Source organism: Thiohalorhabdus sp. Cl-TMA (assembly GCF_041821045.1).
GTDB lineage: Bacteria > Pseudomonadota > Gammaproteobacteria > Thiohalorhabdales > Thiohalorhabdaceae > Thiohalorhabdus > Thiohalorhabdus methylotropha.
The window spans coordinates 60,360-84,072 of sequence record NZ_JBGUAW010000006.1 but is presented as its reverse complement, the minus strand read 5'-3'; the positions used below and the strand labels follow the sequence as shown (position 1 = coordinate 84,072).

Below are 23,713 nucleotides of genomic sequence, written 5' to 3'. Positions count from 1 at the left end.
CACATGAACGTAGCGCAGGAGCTGGAGCCGGAAGGCGGCGGTCCGAGACCGGCGCGCCCCATACTGGTGGTGGACGATGAAGCCCATTTCGCCCGGGCGATCTGCAAGCATCTCGGCAAGCATGGCTTCGAATGCCGGGAGGCGAATCGGGTGGAAACCGCCAAGAGCCTGCTCGGGGAGGGGCGCCCCGCCGCCGTGCTTCTGGACATGCGGCTGCCGGACGGCTCCGGTCTGGATCTACTACGGGAGATCCGGGAGCGCTGGAACGCGCCCCAGGTTCCGGTGGTGGTGATGACCGCCTACAGCGAGGTGGATGATGCGGTGGAGGCCATGAAGCTGCAGGCCACCGATTACCTGCGCAAGCCCCTGGACCTGGAGCAGATCCAGGACGCCCTGAAGGACCTGGTGGGCGGCCCCCCCAAGCCCTCCAAGAAGGGGAGAAGCGCCGACTCCTCCCCGGTTCCCGATGACGGGATGATCGGACAGAGCCCGGCCATGAAAGGGGTCCGGGAGCGGATCGAGCGCCTTGCCCGGGTGGTGGCCAGCGCCAAGGACATTCCGCCCACCATACTGATCCACGGTGAAACCGGTACCGGCAAGGAGGTGGCGGCTCAGGCCCTCCACGAGCGCAGTGCCCGCCACGATCAGCCCTTCGTTCCCGTGGATTGCGGTGCCCTGCCCAATGATCTGGTGGAGGCGGAGCTGTTCGGCCACGAAAAGGGCGCCTATACCCATGCCCAGGAGCGGCGTGCCGGCCTGATCGAGTCCGCCGGAGCGGGTACGGTGCTACTCGACGAGGTGGGGGAGCTGCCGCTCGAAACGCAGACCAAGCTCCTCGCGATGCTCGGGCGCCGAACCATGCGCCGCCTCGGGAGCAACCAGCAGGTCCCCATTCGCTGCTGGGTGTTGGCGGCCACCAATCGGGATCTCCGCGAGGAAGTGGAGGCGGGACGCTTCCGTTCGGACCTCTACTACCGGCTCTCCGAGCTGCAGCTTCAGTTACCGCCCCTCCGCGAGCGGATGACGGACATCCCCTTGCTGGCGCAGGCTTTCGCCGCCGAGACCGCCGCCGATTTCGATCTCCCCGAACCGCGCATGGACCCGGAGACCCTGGAGATCCTCCAGGGCTACCAGTGGCCGGGGAACATCCGGGAGCTTCGCCACGTGATCCGTCAGGCCGTGCTCCTCGGAACGGAGGGCGTGCTCCGTCCGGGGGATCTGGAGCTCGACGGCGGCGGCGAGGAAGACAGCGCGGCGATCCCGGAAACCGGTGAGACGCTCCGCCTTCGGGATGTTGAAATGAATCTGGTGCGGCGAGCCCTGGAGCGCGCCGGGGGAAACGTGTCGCAGGCCGCCCGTCTGCTCGGCATCAGCCGCACCTCCCTGCGGTACCGCCTGGAGAAATACCACATCAAACCCTAGTGCCCCCGCTTCTATCCTCGGAGCGGTGGCCCGCTCCTTCCAGCGCCCGGTCCGGGGCGCTGTGAAACAAATTGCACAGTGGCTGTATCGCCTCCCCGGCTTGCTATCACGCCTCGCCCCGCTGTTCCCGTACGCGGGTCCATACAGGCTTGTCCGGAACCCCGGTGACTGCCGGCTTGCCGCTGCTCCGGATGATACCGTTCTCGATTCCCCCGCCGCTATATTTTCTCTGTGGCACAGGCCGTGTGCCGAGTTAATATCCCGTGTGAAGCTCCGGTGTCGCGACTCCTGTCCATTTGGCGCAGAATCACCAGATAAGGAGTTTTTCCAGCCGCTTGGGCTCGATGCGGGCTTGCGCATGGACAGTGGCTCCGGGTATGGCATGGGGTTTGCTCCGGTGCCCCGGCTACCATGTCCATTGAATTGAAATGAAGCATCGGATTTTCGTCCTATTGGCATAAAATGGAGCTGGCACCGGCCGTATTCTAGAAGCTGCCTTTTACAGGACCTTTACGTTTAAACAGAAGGAGGGATCCCGTCGTGCGTATTCCTTGCTCTTTACGGCCATGCGCCCAGGTAATGGGCCCTGCGGCGATAGTTCTGGCTCTCGCAGCCTATGGGTCCGGGGGGGTCCCGTCCATTCACGCCTTCCTGCAGGGGACGGAAGGGGAAACCGTGCTCTCCATCCGGAGCGGCGCCTTGCAGGGTGCTCCGCAAGCTCCGGCCATGGCCAGCATGCTGCCGGGCATCCTCGTGGGCCTCGTTCTGGGCTGGCTCATGGCCGGCGTCCTCTGGGGCGTCCGGCGCTGGCGCGGCGACAATCTGAGCGTCCTGCGCGAAAGGGTGGAAACGGCCGGGGAGGGCGACCTCACGGTACAGATCCCGGAGGACGGCCGCGGCGAGCAGGGGAAGCTGGCCGGGGCCTTCAGGGACATGCTTGCCTCCTTGCGGAGCGTTTTCCACGACTGGCGCAGCCAGACCGCCACCCTGATCAATACCGGTGAGCAGCTTTCCGCCTCTGCCTGGGAGATCGGCAAGAGCGCGCAGAATTCCTCCAGCCGCGTGGAAGAGGTCGGCCACTCGGCCAAGGAGGTAAACCAGGTGGTACAGGATGTCGCCAACAACATCAACGAGGTATCCAAATCCGCCTCGGAAGCGACTTCCTCCATGCAGAGCGGTATCGAGTCGGTGGAAAAGGCCTCCCAGCAGATCAACCAGCTCAAGACGGCGGGAGAGCGGGTCGACGAGATCATGGGGCTGATTCAGAGCATCGCCAAAAAGACGGACCTTCTGGCGCTGAATGCGGCCATCGAGGCGGCCAATGCCGGAGAAGCGGGTCATGGCTTCGCGGTGGTCGCCGACGAGGTCCGCAAGCTCGCCGAGCAGACCTCCGAGGCGACCCAGAGCGTCAATGAGGTGGTGGAAGAGGTGCGCACCCGCTCCAACGAGTCCGTGCAGGCCATGAAGGAAGTGCAGGACCAGATGGGGCAGGTCCTGACCACTATCGAGCACACCGACCAGTCGGCCAACCAGATCGCCTCGGCGGCCGAAGAGCTTTCCGCCACCATGAGCGAGACCACCGAGAATATCGGGGAGGTGCAAAGCAATGTCGAGGTGGTGGCCGACAAGGTGACCTTCATCGAGGATGCCGCCCAACAGCTAAACGAAATGGCCTTCGGCCTGCAGAACGGACTGGCCAAGTTCATGCTGGAAGAGGGCGAGTCCGACGAGAACGTGACCTGGGTGGACTTCGAGCTGGAGAAGAGCAGCCATCACGCCTGGAAGACCCGGCTGCGCAACCTCCTGCAGGCTCGCAATTCCCTTTCGGAGCAGGAAGCGCCGGATACCCACGAGTGCAGGCTCGGTATCTGGCTGGCCAACGAGGGTATGCCCAACTATGGCAGCGATGCCACCATCCAGCAGTTCAACCGCGACCATAAGGCCCTGCACGACGAGATCAAGCAGGTGATCCGGCTCAATAACTCCGGCCGCTCCCAGGAAGCCTGGCAGCACTACAACCAGTTCGAGGACACCTGCGACCGGATGCTGAAGACCATGGAGAGCCTGACGGGCTGAATCGCGGGTAGGATCCCGCCCGCACCGGGCAGCGGACGGAACAGGGGCGTGCCGGGCACCATGCCGAGCCGCCTTTCGGACACGTGGACAGCCTGTCCGGATCCCGAAACGCCCGACGGTGGGCGGGCCCGGCGTTTGGGCTCCCGGATTCTCGCCATCTGCGCCGTAGGATCTCTCCCGCATTGCACACGCGCGACGGGCGGTTTACAGGGTGGGACAGCTCCGGGGCCCGATTGCGGGAACAGGCGTCGGAGCGCCGGGTAACGGATTCGCGGCCCCTTCCGGGCGATCGGCGCCGACGCTCGCCGCGTGCGGAGCGTGGCGTTCCCTCCACCCGGGCCGCCGGCCGTGCGGCTCCCTCCAGCCCCTGCCGGACCCCTCCGGCGATATCCGAAAGAGGTATTTTCTTCGGGGGGTATCTGTAACTTTCAACGTACTATTTTTGTTACATGGACAAAGGGGGAGTGTTCCTGATCGGGAACGCGGGCTCCGGGAAAAGCGGGCTCACCCATGGGGTGGCGGTTGGCATACGGATTGCGTTAGTAGGGGGTAAACCCTAACGGCCCAAATCTTAGGAGCTAGCCATGAGCGGTTTTCAAGCCTTGAAAGACTGGGTTGGAAAGAAGCTGGGCCGACGGGACTTAGGATCTGTTTCTGGAAACCCAGCAACCTCAGAGAGGAGTGCAAGAATGGCCGAGATTAAAAAGACGATGGTGGGTGAAGCCCTGGTAGGCGACACCAACGAGCTGGCGCACATCGACCTGATCATGGGCCCGGCCGGCACCGCCGCCGAGACCATGTTCTGCCAGACCCTGACCAACCAGAAGGAAGGGCACAACGGCCTGCTGGCCATCGTGGCCCCGAACCTGATGGTCAAGCCGGCCACCGCCATGTTCAACAAGGTGACCATCAAGGGCGAGAAGCAGGCGGCCCAGATGTTCGGCCCCGCCCAGCGCGGCGTCGCCATGGCCGTGGCGGATTGCGTGGAAGACGGCACCATTCCCCAGGACCAGGCCGACGACCTGTTCCTGAGCGTGGGTGTGTTCATCCACTGGGAGGCCGAGGACGACAACAAGATCCAGGACTGGAACTACGAGGCCACCAAGCAGTCCATCAAGAACGCGATGGCCGGCGAGCCCAAGGTCCAGGACGTGCTCTCCTCCCGCAAGGGCAGCGACCATCCCTTCGCCGCGCACTCCTAATCACGGCGTAGGTCGCTTGTAACAAGATCAGTTCCCCGGTAGTGGGTCTTTCAATGGGCCCGAGGGAAGCTTTCCTCCCTGATCCGGCAGAATGGCTGGCCGATTTTGGCCGGCTGCTTTCGCTAAGTGCCGAATCCAGGAGAGCGGGAGGGATCATAGCTCGATGAGAGCGCTTCCCCGTGCTCCGGGGGATGGATCTTGGGGGCCACCATGTGGATTATCAAATTCGATGGTTCCTTGTGGAATAGCAGGCGATTACCGGATTGGCTGGATCAAATCGCCTGCTTCGGCCCCGGTGAGGTAGTAATCGTTCCCGGAGCTGGTCCCCTGGTGGATCAGATCAGCCAGTCAGGCTGGGACCTCAGGGAAACGACCACCTTCCCCATGGTTCTGCACGGCATGAACCAGTTCGCCCACATGATGATGGGTCTGCGGCCGGATTTGGCGCCTGCCGAATCAGCCGAGCAGATTCATGCCATCCTCGGCCAGGGTCGTGCGGCAGTTTGGCTGCCCGCCCGCGATCCCGACGTGGTGAGGCACCGGGAACAGAAGGGGGTTTCCTGCGACAGCTTGAGCGCCTCTCTAGCCCGACGCCTGCCCGCCGATTGTCTCTTCCTCGTCAAAAAGCACGCCCTGGAATCCGGGCCCGTCTCTAGCGAATGGCTTGCCCGCAAGCTGATGGTAGACGAGGCCTTTCCCAAGATGCTTTCCGAAATTCCTTGCACCACGTGGGTTGGCTCCGTCGCCGACCATCGAACCATTCGCCAAATGCTCTATTCTAGGGTGGTTTCCGGGACGCCGGTGATCGCCGGGCCCGGGGCGGATAAGGGAACCCCGGAGGGTTGAGAATGGGATCCCCACTTTACCTATTAATAGTTAATAGATAATGTTTAGAGGAGTGATAAGGGGGTGAGAGGATATCTATTTTGCCCTTCCCCGAGATAAGCAGACATAAGGCTCCCCCGGAGTCGCCAATCCGGCCGGGTTACGGGAATGGATTGCGAGGTGGAGGTTGCCCCTATGAGCATTGAGGTTAAAGGCAGAACCCACAAGGACTTGGTCCGTTCCGTAGTTCATTCCAATACCTCAGAGCAGTCGCCGGTCAGTCATGAGATATTGCGATCCTGGGCACGGTGCCTCGATGACTACGGCCTGGACCCCGCGAATCAGCGGGGCGTGGACACCATCACCCCGGCCGAGCTGGAAGAGCGGCAGAGTCGGCTTGGGGATCTACTGGAAATCAGCAAGGTAGAGATGAACAATCTCTACCAGCAGGTCGCCTCCACCGGATACGCGATTCTGCTGACCGACCCGGAAGGGGTCATCCTCCATCAGGTCAGTGATCCGAACCTGACACAGGAGGTCAAGGAACGGGGCCTCCGGCCCGGCGCCATCTGGACCGAATCCGCCGAGGGCACCAACGGAATCGGTACCTGCCTCGTCGAAAAGAAGCCCGTGGTCATTCACCGTGACGAGCACTTCTTCGCCCGCAACTCCGAGCTAACCTGCTCCGCCGCGCCCATCTTCAATCCCCAGGGCGAACTGTGGGCGGTCCTCGACATCTCCGGCTGCTCCAAGCTGGCCCAGCAGCATTCCCGGGTCCTTGTCCACATGGGGGCCCAGATGATCGAGAACCGGGCCTTCCTGACTTCTTTCCCGAACCATTTCCTGGTGCGCTTCCACAGCCGTCCGGAGTTCGTCAGTACGCTGGGGGAGGGGGTCCTCGCTTTCGACGAGCAGGGACTGTGCGTTGCCGCCAATCCCAGTGGAACGTTCCAGCTCGGGTATGAAAGCAGTAACGATCTGGTGGGCAAGAAGGTCGGCGAGATCTTCAACACCTCCCTGGAAGACTTGGTGGATCGGGCCAGCCGCAGCTTTTTCCAGGTTCTTCCGCTTCACGAGCCCCTGCACAACCGGCGCTTCTTCGCCGTTGTCCAGGCCCCGGAAGGCTTCCTCAAGAGCCAGAGCGCGGCCCGGCCCAAATCCACCTCGGGCAAGGCGGTGGCCCCGGATCCCGTGGAGGAGGACGGCGACCTCGCGGCGCCGGAGTTCGGTGATCCGCAGATGGTCCGGAACCTGGCCCTGCTCCGGAAGGTTGCGGATCGCGGGATCCCCATTCTCCTGGGCGGCGAGACCGGCACCGGCAAGGGTGTGCTGGCGGAATACTTCCACCAGTTCGGCAAGCGTTCCGATCAGCCTTTCGTAACCGTTTGCTGCGCTGCTATCCCCGAAACCCTGATCGAGAGCGAGCTCTTCGGCTACAAGCCCGGGGCGTTCACCGGCGCGAGCAAGGAAGGGCGGCAGGGCAAGGTGGCGCAGGCCAATGGGGGCACCCTGTTCCTCGACGAGATCGGGGACATGCCCCTGAATCTTCAGGTCCGCCTCTTGCGGGTCCTGGAGGAGCGGGAAGTGGTTCCCCTGGGCAGCGAGCGGCCGATTACCGTGGATATCCAGGTGGTCAGCGCCACCCACCAGAACCTGGAGGAGCTGGTCGCCCAGGGCCAGTTCCGGGAGGACCTCTATTATCGTCTCAAGGGTCTGGAGATCCGGCTTCCCTCCCTGCGGGAGCGGTGCGACAAGCGGCGTCTGATCCAGCGGCTGGTGGCCAAGGAGAATCCGGACGGCGATCCGGTGGAGATCGACGAGGAAGTCATGGAGGTTCTCAAGAACCATCGATGGCCCGGAAATATCCGTCAGCTCCGCAACGTGCTGCGCAGCATGCTGGCCCTCCGGGAATCCAGCCGGCTTACCATCGACGAGCTACCTCCCGGCTTCCTCGAGGAGAGTCCGGCCCCCAGCGGCGACGTTGAATACACCAACGAGGATGATCACTGCGGGGTCCTGAAACGGGCGGAAGGCGAGGCCCTGTTCCAGATCCTGGAAGAGAATCAGTGGAATATCAGTGTCACGGCGCAGAAGCTGGGCTGCAGCCGAAATACCCTCTACCGGAAGATGCGCCGCCTCGATATTCGCAGGCCTTCGGGATAAGCGCCCCCGCCCGGGGCGCGTTCGGGCTCGAGGTTGGCAAAGCCCCCACTCCTTCACCCGCCCACTTTCCGCTCTGAAAATCGGCTTGATCTCTCCACGGGGAGCCCCGCAGGACGGCTCCCTCTCGGAGGAGTGTGTCCCTGCTCGGGAAGATATCTTTTCGGCATCCCTTGACGGGTCACCACTCGGGAGGACCTGTCGACAAACCCCCGTGGGGCCCCTCCCGTCCCCTCTTTCCCGATGCCGGCGGGACCCCGCTCACGCAGCGCGGTTGACTGAGGATCCTCTCCGATCCGATTCGGGGACGCGACCTCCCAAGTAAACGGGCTTCTCGTCGTCACCAATGGAATTTGGAAGCACTACGCCGGCCGGCCGAGTGGCGGGGGCAAGGCCTCCAGGCCCCAGGGGGCCCCGCCCTACGGGTGCCTCCCTTCCAGTCGCCTTGCGACCTTCCCCCCGCTGCTCGGCCTTCATCCCTATGACGGCAATTCCATTGGTGACGTCGAAGAGCCAAAGACCCCTTTGCCAGGTACGGACACTAGGCCGATCTGTCCCGGGGGATTTTGGCCTTAAAAAACATATGGATGTTTTTAGCCGACTAATCCGGCTAATTCTTGCCAGAACCGGGGAGCCAGCAGCCGGCCGGACGGCTGTCCTGTTGCTTTGTCTGAGGCGCGACGCTCCCGCTTAAGCAGAAATGGGTAGTACGAAAAATATAATTATTTCAGAGATCTGAAAATCCGAAGTATTTCCGCTCCGCTTCTCCCGGATTCGCTGGCCGTTTCGGTGCGGAGACAAGGTTTTTTGGGTATGGGTCTTGCTTATGGGGACAGGACTTTTCCTGATCCCGAGGTTCGTCAGGCCAACGGCCGGAAGGGATCATCCCACACCCATAGGGAGGAATGATGAAAACAGCCGAGAAGAAGATCCCGCGCGTTAGCCCGGGCTCTTTAGGAGCCCTGGGGGCTTTAATGCTCTGCTCCCCGCCGCTTCTAGCCCAGAACGCCGGCGAAGGCGACGTTCCGGAGCTGCCGCAGGTGGAGGTGATCGGCATCACGCCCCAGCACGGCACGGGCCTGCCGGTCAGCAAGGTGCCTGCCAACGTCCAGACCGTTTCCGAGGACGAGATCGAACAGGCCCAGGCCCTGGATGTAACCCACCTCATGGAACGGCGGGTCGGCAGCGTCAATCTCAACCTCCTGGGCGGCAACCCCTTGCAGCCCGACGTGAACTTCCGGGGCTTCCGCGGCTCGCCGCTCCTGGGTCTGCCCCAGGGCGTTTCCGTCTATCAGGACGGGGTGCGCATAAACGAATCCTTCGGGGACGTGGTCAACTGGGACCTGGTCCCGGAGACGGCCATCGCCAGCATGGAGGTTATGAGCGGCTCCAACCCGCTGTTCGGCCTGAACACCCTGGGCGGAGCCATTTCCATGCAGACCAAGTCCGGGTTCACCCATACGGAAGAGCGGGTGAAGGCCTACGGCGGCTCCTTCGGCCGCTACGAGGTCACCGCCGAGGCCGGTGGTAATACCGGGGAGACCGGCTTCTACATCGCCGGCAACCGCTTCGAGGAGGACGGCTGGCGGGACCATTCCGACTCCGAAGCCAACACGGTCTTCGGCAAGGCCAGCTGGCGCGGTGAGGACTCCACGGCCGACATCATCTTCAACATGGCCGACACCGAGCTGCGCGGCAACGGCGCGGTGCCCGTGGAGCTCATGAATCAGGACCGTGACGCGGTGTTCACCCACCCGGACCTCACCGAGAACCGGATGGAAATGATCACCTTCAAGGGCTCCCACTTCTTCACCGACAATATCGCCCTGGATGGGGACCTCTTCGTGCGGCGCACGGATACGGAGACCTTCAACGGCGACGATAGCGACTATGAGGAATGCGAGGACCCTGGTGACGCCGGGAGCCTTTGTTCGGATGACGGTGAAGGGGACGTGGTCCTGAACCAGGAGGGGAATGAGGTCGCGGAATCCGAGGACGTGGAATCGGCCACGCTGAACACCTCGGATACCCGGCAGCGGACCTACGGCGGCTCCCTGCAGTCCACGTTCACCCAGTCCCTGTGGGATATGGAGAACCAGTTCGTGGTCGGCGCGTCGGCCTCCCTGGCGAACATCCGCTTCCATTCCCAGACCGAGCTGGGCCGTCTGACCGACAACCGGGGTACCGAGGGCAGCAACGAGATCGTGCTGGACTCGCTGACCACGGTGGAGGCGGACCGCGAAGATCTCGGTGTCTACCTCACCGATACCCTTTCGGTGACGGACAGTCTTTCCCTGACCCTGTCCGGCCGCTACAACAACAGCCACATCAAGCTGGACGACCAGCTCGGTACGGCGTTGAACGGCGACCACACCTATACCCGGTTCAACCCGGCCGGCGGGCTGACCTACGAGTTTTCGCCCCTGCTGAGCACCTTCGTCAGCTACTCCGAGTCCAACCGGGCGCCCACCCCCGTGGAGCTCACCTGCGCGGATCCGGACGATCCCTGCCGACTCCCCAACGGCTTCCAGGCCGATCCGCCGCTGGATCAGGTGGTGGCGAAAACCTGGGAAGCGGGCTTCCGGGGCAGCGCCAAGGCCTTCCAGTGGTCGCTGGGTGCCTTCCGGACGCAGGCCGAGGATGACATCTACTTCATCAGTGCGGGTCCTGCGCGTAACAGTGGTTACTTCGACAACATCGGCACGACCCAACGTCAGGGCCTAGAGGCCGCCGCTTCGGGCCGGGCGGGTCCGGTGAGCTGGTTCCTCAACTACACCTACCTGGAGGCCACCTTCCAGGAGGACTTCGCGGTGAACAGCCCCGACCACCCGGATGCGGTGAATGACGAGATCCAGGTGGAAGAGGGCGACCGCATCCCGCTGAATCCGGAGCATATCGTGAAGGCGGGCGCCGACTGGCGGATCACCCCGACCCTGGCCGTGGGCGTGGACGGCATCTACAACGGCGAGCAGTACATCCGGGGCGACGAGTCCAACCAGCTCGAGCCCATCGATGCCTTCACCGTGGTGAACCTGCGTGCCCGGTACCAGGTGCTGGAGGACCTGCAGCTATTCGCCCGCGTGGACAACGTGTTCGACACGGAGTACGAGACGGCGGGACTCCTGGGCGAGCCGGATGAAGTGGAAGGGTTCGATAACTTTGAGAACCCCCGCTTCTATACGCCCGGCGCGCCGCGTGGTGCCTGGGCGGGTGTGGAATACACCTTCTAGGCCGTTCGCACCGGCTGTTGCAATTGTGGCACAGCCAGGAAAGAAAGGCGCCCATCCCGAGAGGGATGGGCGCCTTTTTCATCTTGGAACGATATAAAGGCCAATGCGGTGATTACCGGCTGGTGAGGACGGAATTGCTCCGGACGTGCTTCTCGAATACGCGATAAGCGGAGCGCTCCAGCATCTTCTCCGTGTTCCCCCGCAGGCTGGTCCAGCCGCCGGCCAGGACCTTGCCCGTTTGGCCGTCCTGGACGCGAATGGTCAGGTTGCGGATGAGGTTGCTGACCTTCTGTACCCAGCCGGAGACCACCAGATCGGCGTCGGCCTTGCGGGCGGCCTCCAGCGCACAGGGCTTGCAGCGGAAGGTGTAGGCATAGGTCTGATCGAATTCCTCGAGGAGCCCCTCAACCGGGCCCCGGTCCTTGATCCGGAACCGACCGGTTTCCGTAAAGAGCTGCTCCACATAGGCCGTGACGGTCTTCAAGCGCTTCATGTCGACCTTGGAAGCGCCTTCCAGGTCTCCCTGCAGGCTCGTGTCCACCAGCTCGAAAGGCAGAACGAGGACGGACTTGCGGGCGTCGTCGGCAACCGCCGGTCCGCCTAGCAGGAACGTGGCAAGCAGTATCCCGAGTATCCGGTAAGCCATGCGGCTTCCTCCGTTAATGGGTAAGGTGAAAGGGGAGCCATCCTCCCTACCGTTGCTTCGAAGTGCTTACGACGGCCGCAAGTGCTTCCAGGAACGGTCCCCGGGAGAAACGGAATCCGGCCGCCACCATGGCAAGCAGCACGAATCCGCCCGTGACGGCGATATTCACCGCAACGGGGAAATCCGGCCCGAAGGGTGGGGCCATGTCCGGTGTTAGACCATGCTTCAATAGATCCACACCGTAGCTGAAGGGATTGATGCGGGCCACCAGCTGGAGTAGCGGCGGCAGATTGGCGATGGGGTAGAGGGCTCCGGACAGGAAGAACAGCGGAAAGATCACGAAGTTCATGACCACCGCGAAGTTGTCCAAAGACTTGGCGCCTACCGCGATCAGCATGCCGATGCTGGCGCAGGTGAGGGCGGTGAGGAGCAGGCCCAGGGCAAGCAAACCGAAGGAGAGGGGCCAGAGAATGAAGCCCAGGGCCGCGAATACCGCCAGCAGCAGGAGTGCCTGTATGAGCGCGGCGACCGCCGCGCTGAGGGTCCGCGCCACCACGATCCAGCTGCGCGCGAAGGGAGCGATCAGCAGCATGCGCATTACCCCGGATTCCTTGTCGTAGACAAGGGACAGGGCGGCCAGCATGGCGCCGAACAGCAGGGTCATGCCCGTCAGGCCCGGCACCATGAAGGCCTGGTAGCTGCCCGAGCCCAGCCGCGACAGTAGGGCCTCGAAGCCGCTGCCGATCACCGCCAGCCAGATGAGCGGCCGGATCACGGCGCTGGCCAGCCGGCCCCGCTGGCGGAACATGCGTACGATCTCCCTGCGCATGATGGCCCGGAAAGCGCGCGCGTTCATGGGGCTTCTCCGCCGGTGGGGTCCTGGTTGAGCCAGATGTAGACGTCGTTCAGGTCGGGCCGGCGTACCAGGAGGGACTGCACGTGGGGACGGGCCCATTCCTCCAGGTCGCCGATGGATTGGTGGGGATCCATAAGGCGGAACAGGTGCCGGTCGCCCTCGATTATTGGGTTGCCGAGCCGCTCCGTGATCGCGGCGGTGGCTTCGGGATCCCCGCCCCGGACCTCCATCACGAAGGCCCCGAACCGCTCCAGCATCTCCTCCGGGGATCCGGCGCCGATGGTCCGGCCATCGCGGATGAAGGTGACATGGTCACAGTCCTCCGCCTCCTCCAGGTAATGGGTGGTGAGGAGGACGGTCATCCCTTCCTCCCGGCGCAGCCGGTCCAGGTAGCGCCAGATGAAACGGCGGTTGAGCACATCCAGGCCTATGGTGGGCTCGTCGAGCAGGAGAATCCCGGGCCGGTGCAGGATGCCGCGAATGATGTCCAGGGCGCGCCGCATGCCGCCGGAAAGGGCCCCCACCTGAACATCCCGCTTCCCCTCCAGGCCGAACAGGGTCAGGAGCTCCTCGATGCGCGGGTTGGCCTGATCGGGGGCGAGATCGTAGAGGGCGGCGGAGAAGTCCAGGTTCTCGCGGATGGTCAGGTTGCGGTCGAGGGCCGATTCCTGAAAGACCAGCCCGATATTCCTGCGGACACCCACGGGATCCCGCAGGACGTCGCGTCCACCCACCGCCACATGCCCGGAGGTGGGCCGGACCAGGGTGGCCAGGGCGTGCATGGTTGTGGTCTTGCCGGAGCCGTTGGGACCGAGTAGCCCCACGAACTGCCCGTAGGGGATGACCAGATCCAGGCCCGATACCGCCTCGGCGTCGCCGTAGCGCTTGCGCAGGCCCTCGATGCGGATGGCCGATTCACCGGTCGGGGCCGCCTTCATGGCGGCCCCCGGTGGGTGCTCCTCGGTGCCCTGATTCAGGCCGACCATACTTTGGAATTCTTCATGTTCCGGAAGACCATAGGCTTCGCTTCGCTTTCCGTGGCGTCCGGACTGCCCTTGGCGGCCTCCCCGGCGGCGACGATCTTGTCGTGGTGGGGGGAGAATTCGCACACCGGGTCCGTGTTGGCCGGATCGCCCGTCAGCATGTAGGCCTGGCAGCGGCAGCCGCCAAAGTCGTCGAAGCGCTCGGAACAGCTCCGGCAAGGCTCCTTCATCCAGTCAAAGCCCCGGAAGTGGTTGAAGGCCTCGGATTCGAACCATGCCTCGCGCACGCTCACGTCGTGGAGGTTGGGGAACTCCAGCCCTGGGAGCTGCCGGGCGATGTGGCAGGGCAGGGCCGCGCCGTCGGGAGCGACGCCCAGGAAGACATTGCCCCAGCCGTTCATGCAGGGCTTCGGCCGCTTCTCGAAGTAGTCGGGGATGACATAGTAGATCTGCATCCGGTCCTTGAGGCGCTCCTTGTAGCGATTGGCCACGGCCTCGGCGTCGCGGACCTGCTGCAGCGAGGGCATGAGCTCCTTCTGGTTGAGCCACGCCCAGCCGTAGTACTGGGTATTGGCCAGCTCCACGTAATCGGCCTCCAGGGCCTCGGCCATGTCCAGGATCTCGGCGGTCTGGTCGAGGTTGTGGCGGTGGAGCACCACGTTGAGCACCATGGGATAGCCGTGGCGCTTGATGGCGTGGGCCATCTCCATCTTGTGCTGGAAGCTCTTGTTGCCGCCGAGGTAGTCGTTCAGGACCTCATTGCTCGCCTGGAAGCTGATCTGGATGTGGTCCAGTCCTGCTTCCTTCAGGGCGGCCACGCGGTCCTCGCTCATGCCGACCCCGGAGGTGATCAGGTTGGTGTAATAGCCGAGCCGGGAGGATTCGGCCACCAGGTCCTCGAGGTCCTTTCGGAGCAGGGGCTCGCCGCCGGAGAAGCCCAGCTGCACGGCTCCCAGCTCCCGGGCCTCGCGGAAGATCCGGAACCAGTCCTCGGTGTCCAGCTCGTTCCGGTAGTTGGCCATTTCCACCGGGTTGGAACAGTACACGCACTGCAGAGGACAGCGATAGGTGACCTCGGCCAGCAGCCAGCGCGGGCTAGGAAGAGCTTCGGTTTTGTATCCATCCGTGCGCATGACCCGCCTCCAAGAATTCGTATACGTCGGGTTCTACATCGTTGTCCGGGAAGGCTTCCTGAAGTTCCTGGACCAGCTGTCCGGCGGTGCGCGAACCGTCGCAGCGCTGGAGGATCTCCGCGGCGCTCGGGTTCAGGGTCACCATGCCCTCGGGATAGAGGAGCACGTAGCCTTCCTGGGCAGGCTCCCACTGCAGGCGGTAACCGGAGCGGAGCACGGGAACGGAGTCCGCGGAGAAGGTGGCGTCGCTACCCATCGGTGCTTCCTTCCGGTTCGGTGGCCGCGTAGGGAGGCATGTCCATCACATAGGCCAGATGCATGCAGTCCATCATGGTCCACAGCACATCCAGCTTGAACTGGAGGATCTCCAGGGCGCGCTCCTGCTCCTCGCGGGATTGGAAGGAGCTCAGGGTGACCTCCAGTCCGTAGGCCACGTCGCGGCGCGCCTGGGTGAGGCGGTTGCGGAAGTAGTCCAGCCCCGCCGAGTCGATCCAGCCGTAGTATTTCGGCCAGTCGTCCAGCCGCGCCTGGTGGATGGACGGGGCGAAGAGCTCGGTCAGGGAGGAGCAGACCGCGTCCCGCCAGTGGGCGGAGCGGGCGAAGTTCACATAGGCGTCCACCGCGAAGCGAACCCCCGGAAGCACATACTGCTGGGACCACAGATCCTCCCGGTCCAGCCCGCAGGCCTCGCCCAACCGCAGCCACGCCTCGATGCCGCCTTCCTCGCCCTCCATCTGCCCGTCGTGGTCCTCGATCCGCTGGATCCAGGAGCGCCGTACCTCCCGGTCCGGGCAGTTGGCCATGATGGCGGCGTCCTTGATGGGAATGCTCACCTGGTAGTAGAAGCGGTTGGCTACCCATCCCCGGATCTGCTCGGGCGTCAGCTCCCCCCTGTGCATGCGCTGATGGAACGGGTGGTGGATATGGTAGTAGACCTGCTTGGACCGGAGCCGTTCCTCGAATTCTTCCCGGCTCCAGGGGGGATTGCGGTCTTCAGCCATGGCTTGCCTCGCTATAAGTGGATATCCATGCCGTCATGCGCCACCTCGATCCCGGCGGCGTTCAGTTCGCCGCGCTCGGGCGAATCGGCGTCGAGTATGGGGTTCGTATTGTTGATATGGATGAGGATCTTGCGTGGCCGCTCCAGACCGTTGAGCACCTCCACCATGCCGCCGGGGCCCGATTGTGGAAGGTGGCCCATATCCGTAGCCAGCTTGGACCCCACGCCGGCGCGCGCCATCTCGTCGTTGGTCCAGGCGGTGCCGTCCACCAGCAGGCAATCCGCCTGCTCCATGAAGGGGCCCACATGGTCCTCGATCTTGCCCAGCCCCGGGGCGTAGAAGAGGTTCCTGCCGCTCTCGGGATCCTCTATCCGCAGGCCGATATTGTCGCCCCAGCGGGGATGGCCGCGGTGCGGCGAGAAGGGCGGTGCTTCGCTGCTCAGGGGCACCGAGGTGAATTGCAGCGGCTCGGTTCCCGGGATGGTGAAGGATTCCGCGGGGTCGGTGGGGACCTGGTGCCAGTGGACGCCCCCGTAGTGGCCCAGAATATTGACCAGGGGGAAGGCCGTGGTGAGGTCCTGATAGACCGGCTCCGTGCAGTAGAGCTCCAGGGGGTCCCCTTCGCGGAGGGTCAGCAGGCCCGTGGTATGGTCGATCTGGGCGTCCACCAGAAGGACGGCCGCGATTCCCGTGCCCCGAGGGCCCTGCTTGGGGTGAATGTCCGGGAACGCATTGAGCTGATCCCGCACGTCCGGGGAGCAGTTGATCAATGCCCAGCGCTCACCGTCGGCGCTTACCGCGATGGAGGACTGACTGCGGGGGGTGGCGGAAATGGTGCCCTGCCGTACACCCTGGCAGTTGTGACAGTTGCAGTTCCACTGCGGGAAGCCGCCGCCCGCGCCGGATCCTAGGATGTGTACGTACAAGTGCCTCTCGCTCCTGGAGGAAGTCGGTGGGGGACCGACCGGTAGAGGGGGCGCTGATGGCTGAAGGGGGCTGGGCAGCCGTTAGAGGGTTTCGGGGGATGACTGCCGGATGCGGAATGAGGGAGGAAGCCTCCCGGAACCATGGGTGCGCTCTGTGCAGCTTCCACGGCGAGAGCGCTACTGCCCGAGCCCGCCCACCAACCAAAAAGGCGGGGGTGAGCACCCCCGCCTGGAACAGCGCAGCAGAGGTTTACCGGTTGCCGATATAGAGGTTGATCTCAAAACCGAACCGGTGATCCTGGAAAGTCGGCTTGCTCCACATAGCTGCCTCCTTGGGCTTCCGTGGGTTACTTGGGAACTGAAGGCCTTTCGCTTGAAACCGAAGTCAAGGCTAGGGCCTTGCACTTCGTAAGAAGCAAATAATATGCCGAATATATGTTCCACACGTTTTTGGGCTCCCGGCCTCCGACAGGTATTCCGCTGCCTGGGAATGGCCAATCGAGTTGGCTACAAGTAGCCAGTCTGGCTAATATTGTTCACCGGGACTGGCTGATAGCGCAACGTGAGCCCCTGTTTACGCCCCAAGATACTGAAATTGGGCGTAAATATCATCGGCCTGCGGACTGTTTCAGAGCGGTAAGTCCCGAGCGCCCCTTGGGAGGCTGTCCAGGGGATGGCACAGCTTCTGTTTCGAAAAGGGAGCATCCGGAGGGTGCAGGGTGGGCCCCCGGGTCCGGTAGGTTTGACTCCGCGGGCCCCGATTTCGGGCCTGCCCGGAACGGTGGCCCGAATGGGCATTCTAATTGCTACTCTGGGTAGGTGAAATCAGGCTGTAACAGCGGGCCCTGACGGGCCGGGAGCCAACGGAAGCCCCATGGTACGACCGGTGATAGGTGGCGCATCCGCCATCCCCCGGGCCCCCCGCCGCAACGGCGGGGGGCCCGGGCCGCTGGCATACGCTCATGCTGCTGTTCTGCATGATCCTCCTGCCGGATCCCGTGACAGCGGGGTCCGAGGTCTATCAGGCCTACGCCCCGGACAAGACCTATCGGGGGGTGATGCTGGATCTCCGCCTGGCCATTTCCGAGCGCAATTTCGCCCTGGTGGGCCGGAATACCATCGGCCGCGCCATCGATCGGCAGCGCCAAGAGGATTTCCCGCGGGCCACCGTGCTCCAGATCTGCAACCTTGACCTCGGGCGGGCCGCCCTGCGCGCCGATCCGGGCCTGCTCCCTTATCTCCCCTGCCGTATCGCCGTTTACGAGGAGCCGAAGGGCGGCATCCGCCTTTCCACCCAGCTTCTTCCTCATGCGCCGGGGGCGGAGCGCCGCAACGAGATCGCCGACCGCATCAACGACCATCTTCGCGCCATTGTCGATTTCGGCGCGAAGCCCCTGCCAGACACGGAGGCCCCATGAGCTTGCGCCGGTTTCCGATACGTTTGCTCGTCGCGGTGGTCTCCCTGCTGACCCTGGGGGCCGCCGGAGCCGACACGGAATCGCCCCGGATCGAGGTGCGCCGGGTGGCGCCCGGTGTCTATGTCCACAGTGGAGCGTACGAGCAGTCCAGTCCCGCGAACGGCGGGGACATCGCCAATATCGGCTTCGTGGTCGGCCAGCGGTGCGTGGCGGTGATCGACACCGGCGGGAGCCGGGCGGTGGGTCGGGGCCTCCGGGAGGCGGTCCGCCGGAAAACCGAGAAGCCCGTCTGTTACGTCATCAATACCCACATGCATCCGGATCACGTCCTGGGGAACGCCGCCTTCCTGGAGGATGATCCGGTGTTCATCGCGCACCACCGTCTGTCCCGCGCGCTGGCCGCCCGGCAATCCTCCTATCGCCAGAGCCAGGGAGACGCCCTCGGGCGAGCCGTCGCCGAGGATTGGTTCGTGTATCCGGAGGAGACCGTCTCGGATCGGCGCAGGCTGCGGCTCGGTGGCCGTTCCCTGCTCCTGGAGGCGCGCCCCACCGCGCACACCAGCAACGACCTCACCGTTCTGGACGAGAGGACCGGCACCTGGTGGCTGGGCGACTTGCTTTTCGTGGAGCGCATGCCGACGCTGGACGGCAGCCTCACCGGATGGCTGGATCTCCTTGGCCGTTTGAAGGAGCGCCGTGTCGAGCGGGTGGTCCCGGGGCATGGCCCGGCATCGGTGGCCTGGCCGGAGGCGGGACGGCCGTTGGCGCGCTATCTGGAAAACCTGCGCCGCCGCACCCGCGCGGCTTTGGACCAGGGCAAGTCCCTGGCGGAAGCCCTGGCCGCCGCGGAGCGCCGAGCCAATGAGCAGTGGGTCCTGTTCCGGCAGGTACACCCGCGCAATGTCACCAAGGCCTATGCCGAACTGGAGTGGAAATGACCCCGATTCCGAGCAGATTCCGAGGCTTCCAGAAATCCGTTTCAGGGCTCGTGGCCGTCCTGGCGCTGGGGCTGTTGGCCGCTCCCGCCTTGGCCCAGGAGGCACCGGGGCAGGGGGAGGACGAGGAAGAGGTCTGGTCCTTCCTGCGCAAGGAGCTCTTCCAGGACCGCACGATTACCGAGGGCGAGTCGGTGGTGGACCTGACCGCGCCCTACCGGGCCCAGGACCCCGCCATGGTTCCCCTGAGCATCCAGGAGAAGCTCCCTGCGGATAGCGACCGCCGCATCGAGAAGATGTGGCTCATCATCGACGAGAACCCTTCGCCCATGACCGCCAAGCTCCATTTCGAGAGCCCCAGGGCGCGGGCGAATCTGTCCACCCGGGTGCGCGTCGCCACCTATTCCAATGTGCGGGTGATCGCCGAGACCGCCGACGGCGAGCTGTTCATGGACAAAGAGTTCGTCAAGGCCACCGGAGGCTGCTCCGCGCCGGTACCCGGCGATCTGAAGGAGGCCAAGCGCCACATGGGGCAGATGCGGATGCGGATCCGCGAGCGCAGCGAGGGCTGGCAAGCGCCCTGGACCCTGCAGGTCCAGATCCGGCACCCCAATATAACCGGCCTGCAGAAGGACCCCATTACCCATCTGCGCCCCCAGCCGCACTATGTCCGCAAGGTGCGCGTCTCCTACGGCGGGGAGACCATGCTGTGGGCGGAGACCACCTTCGGACTGAGCGAGAACCCCAGCATCCGCTTCGATCTGGTGCCCGGCGGTCCGGGTGATCTGCGGATTGTGGCCGAGGACACGGAGAACAATCGGTTCCACAAGACGCTGGCGCTGCAATGACGGCGCACCGGTCCGGATTCCGCACCGCCGCGAAGGCCGCGGTGCTGATGGTGGCGATGCTGCTGGGCGTCCCGGCGGCGGGTGCGGCGGACGTGGCCGAGGGAATCGATTACCGGGTCCTCGAGCACCCCGCTCCGGTGGGCAAAGGCGGGCCGGGCGTGGAGGTGGCGGAGTGGTTCTGGTACGGATGCCCCCATTGCTACCGGTTCGATCCGGAGCTCAGCGCCTGGGCCGAGCGCATGGGCGATCAAATCCACCTCGTCCGTTTACCGGCCCTGGCCCGTCCCACCTGGCAGCCCATGGCCGCGGCCTTCCTGATGGCCCGTCATACGGACCGGCTCGGCGATCTCCATTCCGGCTTTTTCGAGGCGGTCCACGAGGGCGGCCGGTCCCCCTATCAGCTGCAGTGGGTCCGTGCCCGGTTCGAAGAGGCGGGAGTTTCCGGAGAGCAATGGCGTGAAGGCATCCGCGCTTCCTGGATCCGCGAGGAAGTCCGTCGGATACGGAAGCTCGAGCGCGCGCATCAGCTGCAATCGGTCCCCACCCTGGTCATCGCTGGCCGTTACGTAACCAATTCCCGGATCGCCGGCTCCAGGGAGCGCATGCTGGAGGTGGCCGGAGTCCTCGTTCGGCGCCTTGGCAAGGAAGCCAACGGCGAGGGCGGATCGCAAGAATAAGCTGGGACTCCCTGCCAGGCCCGCTCGGGCCCGTCTTTCCCTTCCGGATTTCTGCACTGCCCCAAGGTTCCTCGCTATCGGGAGCGGCATTCCGAGCCGCCGCTTGCCGGGTGGCGCAGTGTGTCATGCCTGGAACGATAGGGCGCGAAGGGTCGAGCAAATTCGGGATGGAGGCGCCGGAGCGATTATCGGCAAGGGGGCAGGGGCAAGCCCGGTGGGAAGCGTAGGGAATGTCCATGGACAAAAAATCGGGGGCCGGAGCCCCCGATAGGAAAAGGGGAGGTGCTCTCCCTTACCGGTTCCCGATATACAGATTGATCTCGAAACCGAACCGGTAGTCATGAAACATCGGCTTGCTCCACATAATCACCTCCTGGGCTTGTAGTGGTGGGCTCATTCGGGTCTGGCTCCATTGGGAGCGACCGATAGTAGAGCCTTTTGCTCCTGATTAGGAAGCAAACAGCATACCAAGGGAGACCCCCGTGGCGGGCCCTCCGGCCGGACAAGCAGGTTGGTGACCGTACCTGCCCGATTCGCCGGGAGGGAAAACCGCCCGGTTGGTCTCACGTCGCACCGGACGAGGGGCTCCGGCGACCTCGGTGCATTCCGCCCGTTCGAGAAGTCTGAAACGGGATCGGCCGGTAGGCTCCGGAAACGGAACAACCGTTGTCACGGAAAAGGCGCACCCTGATCGGGTGGACTCGCCTATAAATCCCGGGCACTGCGAGGATTTTCCTCCACGGACGTATTGGCTACAAGACTTCGACCGGAGGGTGTCCGGTTGGTTCCCCGATCCGTTACACCAGTAGCGGAGCCGGGGGCGATGCCCGGAAAGCTTCTGCAGCAGCAAACGGCTGCACCAGAAAAGTTGTATCGGCCGTGACAGAGTCGGCGGATTTCCGAGTTGAGGTCATGACAGGATCGCCGGTATTTCCACGAGGCGAGCGCAAAACCGGAAAGTGGGGGCATGACCCGGAAGAAGGCGAATAAGAGTGGGCTCGGCGCATCCGGGGTGGTGCCCCATCCAGGCTCCTTGCCCGCGTAACGAGGGGGCCGGTTCCTTCCATATTTCGGGGGGGACCGGATTGGGGTGGGGGTGGACCGTCAGGGAAAAACCTGCTACGAGGAGGGGTCGGGAGTGTTTCCGTTGGGGATAAGCCCCTGGCGTTAACCAATTTTGGTAGGTGCGGAGCACTTTGACTTCGTCACATTGTAACACTTCCGGAACAGCGGACCCCCGCAGGGGGTCCCGGCAGCACCTAACCTTCTGAAATATTAGGGTAATTTTCATTAGGCATAGGGGTTGCTAGATGGGGGAGGGAGAAACCCCTTCTCCAGGGATGAGCACCCGGCCGTATTAGCTGGTGTGGTGGCCAGGAGGCTGGTGGCGATTCCCTGACCAACGAATCGAGGCCCTTCAGGGGCCCGGGTTTTCAAGGAGGTTTAACCATGAGGGGAAAAGCGCGGACGTATTGGCGCGGAACCGTGGTGTTAGGGACAGCGTTAGCCTTGGTGGCTGGCTGTGCCCATGCCAACAAGGACTTGGCTGAGCAGGACAACCCCAATGAATGGACGATGTGGGGTGGTGACTACGGTGGTCAGCGGTACAGCGAGCTGAACCAGATCAACGCCGAGAACGCGGACAAGCTGCAGCCGGCTTGGACCTTCTCCACCGGCGTCCTGCGGGGCCATGAGGGTGGTCCGTTGGTGGTGGACGACACCATGTACATCAACACCCCCTTCCCCAACAAGGTCATCGCTCTGAACCTGGATGACCGGTCCATCAAGTGGACCTACGAGCCCAACCAGAACCGTGACGTGATCGCCGTGATGTGCTGTGACACGGTGAACCGCGGCCTGGCCTACGCTGATGGCAAGATCTTCATGCAGCAGGCCGACACCACGCTGGTGGCGCTCGACGCTGATTCCGGCGATCTGGTCTGGGAGGCCAAGAACGGTGATCCCAGCAAGGGTGAAACCGCTACCAACGCCCCCATCGTCGTCAAGGACAAGGTCATCACCGGCATCAGCGGCGGTGAGTTCGGTGTCCGGGGTCACCTGACGGCCTACAACATCGAGACCGGCGAGCAAGAATGGCGCGCCTACAGCACCGGCCCCGATGATGAGATGCTGGTCGATCCCTCCGAGACCATCAACGCTGCCACCGGCAAGACCGTGGAGAAGAACTCCGGTCTGAAGTCCTGGGAAGGCGACGAATGGAAGCTCGGCGGCGGCACCACCTGGGGCTGGTACACCTACGACCCCGAGCTGGATCTGATCTACTACGGCACCGGTAACCCGGGCTCCTGGAACCCGAGCCAGCGGCCGGGTGACAACAAGTGGTCCATGACCACCTTCGCCCGCGACCCGGAAACTGGCGAGGCCAAGTGGGTCTACCAGATGACCCCCCACGACGAGTGGGACTACGACGGTGTGAACGAGAAGATCCTCGTTGATCAGAAGGTCGACGGTGAGATGCGCAAGCTGCTGGTCAACTTCGACCGGAACGGCTTCGCCTACACCCATGACCGGACCGACGGCGAGCTTCTCAAGGCGGCCAAGTACGACCCCACGGTCAACTGGGCCGAGAAGATCGACATGGAGACCAACCGTCCCGTTCGCGTCGCGGAGTACAGCACGGAAGAGACGAACGTGAACGTGGAGGGGATCTGCCCCGCCGCTCTGGGCAGCAAGGACCAGCAGCCCGCTTCCTTCAACCCCAATACCGGTCTCTTCTACGTCCCCACCAACCATCTGTGCATGGACTACGAGCCGTTCAACGTGCAGTACGTTGCCGGCCAGCCCTACGTCGGCGCGACCGTGCTGATGTACCCCGCCGGTCAGCGTGAAGGCGGCGACGGCTCCAAGCACAGCGGCCGCTTCATCGCCTGGGATGCCACCGAGGCCGAGGCTGCCTGGACCGTGGATGAGCGCTTCGCCGTCTGGAGCGGCAGCCTGTCCACCTCCGGCAACATCGTTGCCTACGGCACCCTGGACGGCTACCTGAAGGTGCGGAACGCCAAGACCGGTGACCTGCTGTACGAGTTCAAGACGCCTTCCGGAATTATCGGCAACGTCAACACCTACAAGTATGACGGCAAGCAGTACATGGCGGTCTACTCCGGTGTTGGCGGCTGGGCCGGTATCGGCATGGCTGCCGGTCTGGAAGAGTCCACCGCCGGCCTCGGCGCCGTGGGTGCCTTCCGGGACCTGAACAAGTACACCAAGCTTGGTGGCGTGATGACGGTCTTCGCCCTTCCCGACAGCGCTATTTGACCCACGCGCTTAGGGTAGGTTTAGTCTGCGGAATAGGCCCCCGGTTTCGGGGGCCTTCCATTACCAACCAGCAGGTTTATTGTTCTAGAAAGGATGAGG

20 protein-coding genes are annotated in these 23,713 nt (G+C 63.8%); 11 read left to right on the top strand and 9 right to left on the bottom strand.

The window, feature by feature from the left end; genetic code table 11:
* Positions 1-3 precede the first annotated feature (3 nt).
* The 6 genes from ACERLL_RS09645 to ACERLL_RS09620 all read left to right on the top strand — a co-directional run bounded on the left by ACERLL_RS09645 (position 4) and on the right by ACERLL_RS09620 (position 10,915).
* A complete protein-coding gene (locus ACERLL_RS09645; protein ID WP_373655873.1) occupies positions 4-1,422 on the top strand; it encodes a sigma-54-dependent transcriptional regulator in 1,419 nt (472 codons plus the stop codon).
* A gap of 675 nt (positions 1,423-2,097) precedes the next feature.
* Positions 2,098-3,498, top strand: coding sequence for a methyl-accepting chemotaxis protein (locus ACERLL_RS09640; RefSeq protein WP_373655872.1), 1,401 nt, complete (start codon positions 2,098-2,100; stop codon positions 3,496-3,498).
* Between the two features lie 689 nt (positions 3,499-4,187).
* The gene (gene fae / locus ACERLL_RS09635) at positions 4,188-4,700 is read left to right on the top strand and encodes a formaldehyde-activating enzyme (RefSeq protein ID WP_373655871.1); all 513 of its coding nucleotides are present in this window, start codon (positions 4,188-4,190) and stop codon (positions 4,698-4,700) included.
* A gap of 330 nt (positions 4,701-5,030) precedes the next feature.
* Positions 5,031-5,546, top strand: coding sequence for an amino acid kinase family protein (locus ACERLL_RS09630; protein WP_373655870.1), 516 nt, complete (start codon positions 5,031-5,033; stop codon positions 5,544-5,546).
* A gap of 270 nt (positions 5,547-5,816) precedes the next feature.
* Positions 5,817-7,688 (top strand): sigma-54-dependent Fis family transcriptional regulator, encoded by a 1,872-nt coding sequence (locus ACERLL_RS09625; protein ID WP_373655869.1) that lies wholly within the window; start codon positions 5,817-5,819, stop codon positions 7,686-7,688.
* A 971-nt stretch (positions 7,689-8,659) separates the two neighbouring features.
* Positions 8,660-10,915, top strand: a complete 2,256-nt coding sequence (locus ACERLL_RS09620; RefSeq protein WP_373655868.1) for a TonB-dependent receptor — start codon at positions 8,660-8,662, stop codon at positions 10,913-10,915.
* Positions 10,916-11,027: 112 nt separating this feature from the next.
* Here ACERLL_RS09620 and ACERLL_RS09615 read toward each other — a convergent pair whose 3' ends face one another.
* From ACERLL_RS09615 to pqqA (ACERLL_RS09580), 8 genes are all read right to left on the bottom strand, one after another.
* On the bottom strand, positions 11,028-11,561 hold the full coding sequence (locus ACERLL_RS09615; RefSeq protein ID WP_373655867.1) for a DUF3280 domain-containing protein: 534 nt from the start codon (positions 11,559-11,561) through the stop codon (positions 11,028-11,030).
* Between the two features lie 46 nt (positions 11,562-11,607).
* On the bottom strand, positions 11,608-12,417 hold the full coding sequence (locus ACERLL_RS09610) for an ABC transporter permease (protein ID WP_373655866.1): 810 nt from the start codon (positions 12,415-12,417) through the stop codon (positions 11,608-11,610).
* Positions 12,414-13,403, bottom strand: coding sequence for an ABC transporter ATP-binding protein (locus tag ACERLL_RS09605; protein ID WP_373655865.1), 990 nt, complete (start codon positions 13,401-13,403; stop codon positions 12,414-12,416). The genes ACERLL_RS09610 and ACERLL_RS09605 overlap by 4 nt, the downstream gene beginning before the upstream one ends.
* On the bottom strand, positions 13,391-14,533 hold the full coding sequence (gene pqqE / locus ACERLL_RS09600; protein WP_373655864.1) for a pyrroloquinoline quinone biosynthesis protein PqqE: 1,143 nt from the start codon (positions 14,531-14,533) through the stop codon (positions 13,391-13,393). Before pqqE ends, ACERLL_RS09605 begins: the two co-directional genes overlap by 13 nt.
* Positions 14,496-14,789: a pyrroloquinoline quinone biosynthesis peptide chaperone PqqD gene (gene pqqD / locus ACERLL_RS09595; protein WP_373655863.1), complete on the bottom strand. Its 294-nt coding sequence runs from the start codon at positions 14,787-14,789 to the stop codon at positions 14,496-14,498. The genes pqqE and pqqD overlap by 38 nt, the downstream gene beginning before the upstream one ends.
* Positions 14,782-15,534: a pyrroloquinoline-quinone synthase PqqC gene (pqqC, locus tag ACERLL_RS09590; RefSeq protein ID WP_373655862.1), complete on the bottom strand. Its 753-nt coding sequence runs from the start codon at positions 15,532-15,534 to the stop codon at positions 14,782-14,784. The genes pqqD and pqqC overlap by 8 nt, the downstream gene beginning before the upstream one ends.
* 11 nt (positions 15,535-15,545) lie before the next feature.
* Complete coding sequence (gene pqqB, locus ACERLL_RS09585) at positions 15,546-16,460, bottom strand: pyrroloquinoline quinone biosynthesis protein PqqB (protein WP_373655861.1); 915 nt, start codon at positions 16,458-16,460, stop codon at positions 15,546-15,548.
* Positions 16,461-16,710: 250 nt separating this feature from the next.
* Positions 16,711-16,782: a pyrroloquinoline quinone precursor peptide PqqA gene (pqqA, locus tag ACERLL_RS09580; protein ID WP_373656067.1), complete on the bottom strand. Its 72-nt coding sequence runs from the start codon at positions 16,780-16,782 to the stop codon at positions 16,711-16,713.
* Between the two features lie 640 nt (positions 16,783-17,422).
* Here pqqA (ACERLL_RS09580) and ACERLL_RS09575 point away from each other — a divergent pair.
* From ACERLL_RS09575 to ACERLL_RS09560, 4 genes are read left to right on the top strand one after another with little or no spacing between them, the layout of a single operon-like run.
* Positions 17,423-17,878, top strand: a complete 456-nt coding sequence (locus ACERLL_RS09575) for a DUF302 domain-containing protein (protein WP_373655860.1) — start codon at positions 17,423-17,425, stop codon at positions 17,876-17,878.
* Entirely contained in the window at positions 17,875-18,816 is a 942-nt protein-coding gene (locus tag ACERLL_RS09570) for a quinoprotein relay system zinc metallohydrolase 2 (protein WP_373655859.1), read from the top strand. Before ACERLL_RS09575 ends, ACERLL_RS09570 begins: the two co-directional genes overlap by 4 nt.
* Positions 18,813-19,661: a quinoprotein dehydrogenase-associated SoxYZ-like carrier gene (locus ACERLL_RS09565; protein WP_373655858.1), complete on the top strand. Its 849-nt coding sequence runs from the start codon at positions 18,813-18,815 to the stop codon at positions 19,659-19,661. Before ACERLL_RS09570 ends, ACERLL_RS09565 begins: the two co-directional genes overlap by 4 nt.
* Positions 19,658-20,338, top strand: coding sequence for a thiol:disulfide interchange protein DsbA/DsbL (locus ACERLL_RS09560; protein ID WP_373655857.1), 681 nt, complete (start codon positions 19,658-19,660; stop codon positions 20,336-20,338). Before ACERLL_RS09565 ends, ACERLL_RS09560 begins: the two co-directional genes overlap by 4 nt.
* A gap of 292 nt (positions 20,339-20,630) precedes the next feature.
* Here the strand turns inward: ACERLL_RS09560 and pqqA (ACERLL_RS09555) are convergent, their stop codons facing one another.
* Entirely contained in the window at positions 20,631-20,702 is a 72-nt protein-coding gene (gene pqqA / locus ACERLL_RS09555; protein WP_373656066.1) for a pyrroloquinoline quinone precursor peptide PqqA, read from the bottom strand.
* Between the two features lie 1,085 nt (positions 20,703-21,787).
* Here pqqA (ACERLL_RS09555) and ACERLL_RS09550 point away from each other — a divergent pair.
* Entirely contained in the window at positions 21,788-23,614 is a 1,827-nt protein-coding gene (locus tag ACERLL_RS09550) for a methanol/ethanol family PQQ-dependent dehydrogenase (RefSeq protein WP_373655856.1), read from the top strand.
* The last annotated feature ends 99 nt before the right edge of the window (positions 23,615-23,713 follow it).

Bases quoted from the DNA above. Each gene is read 5' to 3' on its own strand.
- ACERLL_RS09615 (WP_373655867.1), bottom strand. From the start codon at position 11,561: ATGGCTTACCGGATACTCGGGATACTGCTTGCCACGTTCCTGCTAGGC.
- ACERLL_RS09605 (WP_373655865.1), bottom strand. From the start codon at position 13,403: ATGGTCGGCCTGAATCAGGGCACCGAGGAGCACCCACCGGGGGCCGCC.
- ACERLL_RS09610 (WP_373655866.1), bottom strand. From the start codon at position 12,417: ATGAACGCGCGCGCTTTCCGGGCCATCATGCGCAGGGAGATCGTACGC.
- ACERLL_RS09570 (WP_373655859.1), top strand. From the start codon at position 17,875: ATGAGCTTGCGCCGGTTTCCGATACGTTTGCTCGTCGCGGTGGTCTCC.
- fae (WP_373655871.1), top strand. From the start codon at position 4,188: ATGGCCGAGATTAAAAAGACGATGGTGGGTGAAGCCCTGGTAGGCGAC.
- ACERLL_RS09560 (WP_373655857.1), top strand. From the start codon at position 19,658: ATGACGGCGCACCGGTCCGGATTCCGCACCGCCGCGAAGGCCGCGGTG.
- ACERLL_RS09575 (WP_373655860.1), top strand. From the start codon at position 17,423: ATGCTGCTGTTCTGCATGATCCTCCTGCCGGATCCCGTGACAGCGGGG.
- ACERLL_RS09620 (WP_373655868.1), top strand. From the start codon at position 8,660: ATGCTCTGCTCCCCGCCGCTTCTAGCCCAGAACGCCGGCGAAGGCGAC.
- pqqD (WP_373655863.1), bottom strand. From the start codon at position 14,789: ATGGGTAGCGACGCCACCTTCTCCGCGGACTCCGTTCCCGTGCTCCGC.
- pqqE (WP_373655864.1), bottom strand. From the start codon at position 14,533: ATGCGCACGGATGGATACAAAACCGAAGCTCTTCCTAGCCCGCGCTGG.
- pqqC (WP_373655862.1), bottom strand. From the start codon at position 15,534: ATGGCTGAAGACCGCAATCCCCCCTGGAGCCGGGAAGAATTCGAGGAA.
- ACERLL_RS09565 (WP_373655858.1), top strand. From the start codon at position 18,813: ATGACCCCGATTCCGAGCAGATTCCGAGGCTTCCAGAAATCCGTTTCA.
- ACERLL_RS09550 (WP_373655856.1), top strand. From the start codon at position 21,788: ATGAGGGGAAAAGCGCGGACGTATTGGCGCGGAACCGTGGTGTTAGGG.
- ACERLL_RS09645 (WP_373655873.1), top strand. From the start codon at position 4: ATGAACGTAGCGCAGGAGCTGGAGCCGGAAGGCGGCGGTCCGAGACCG.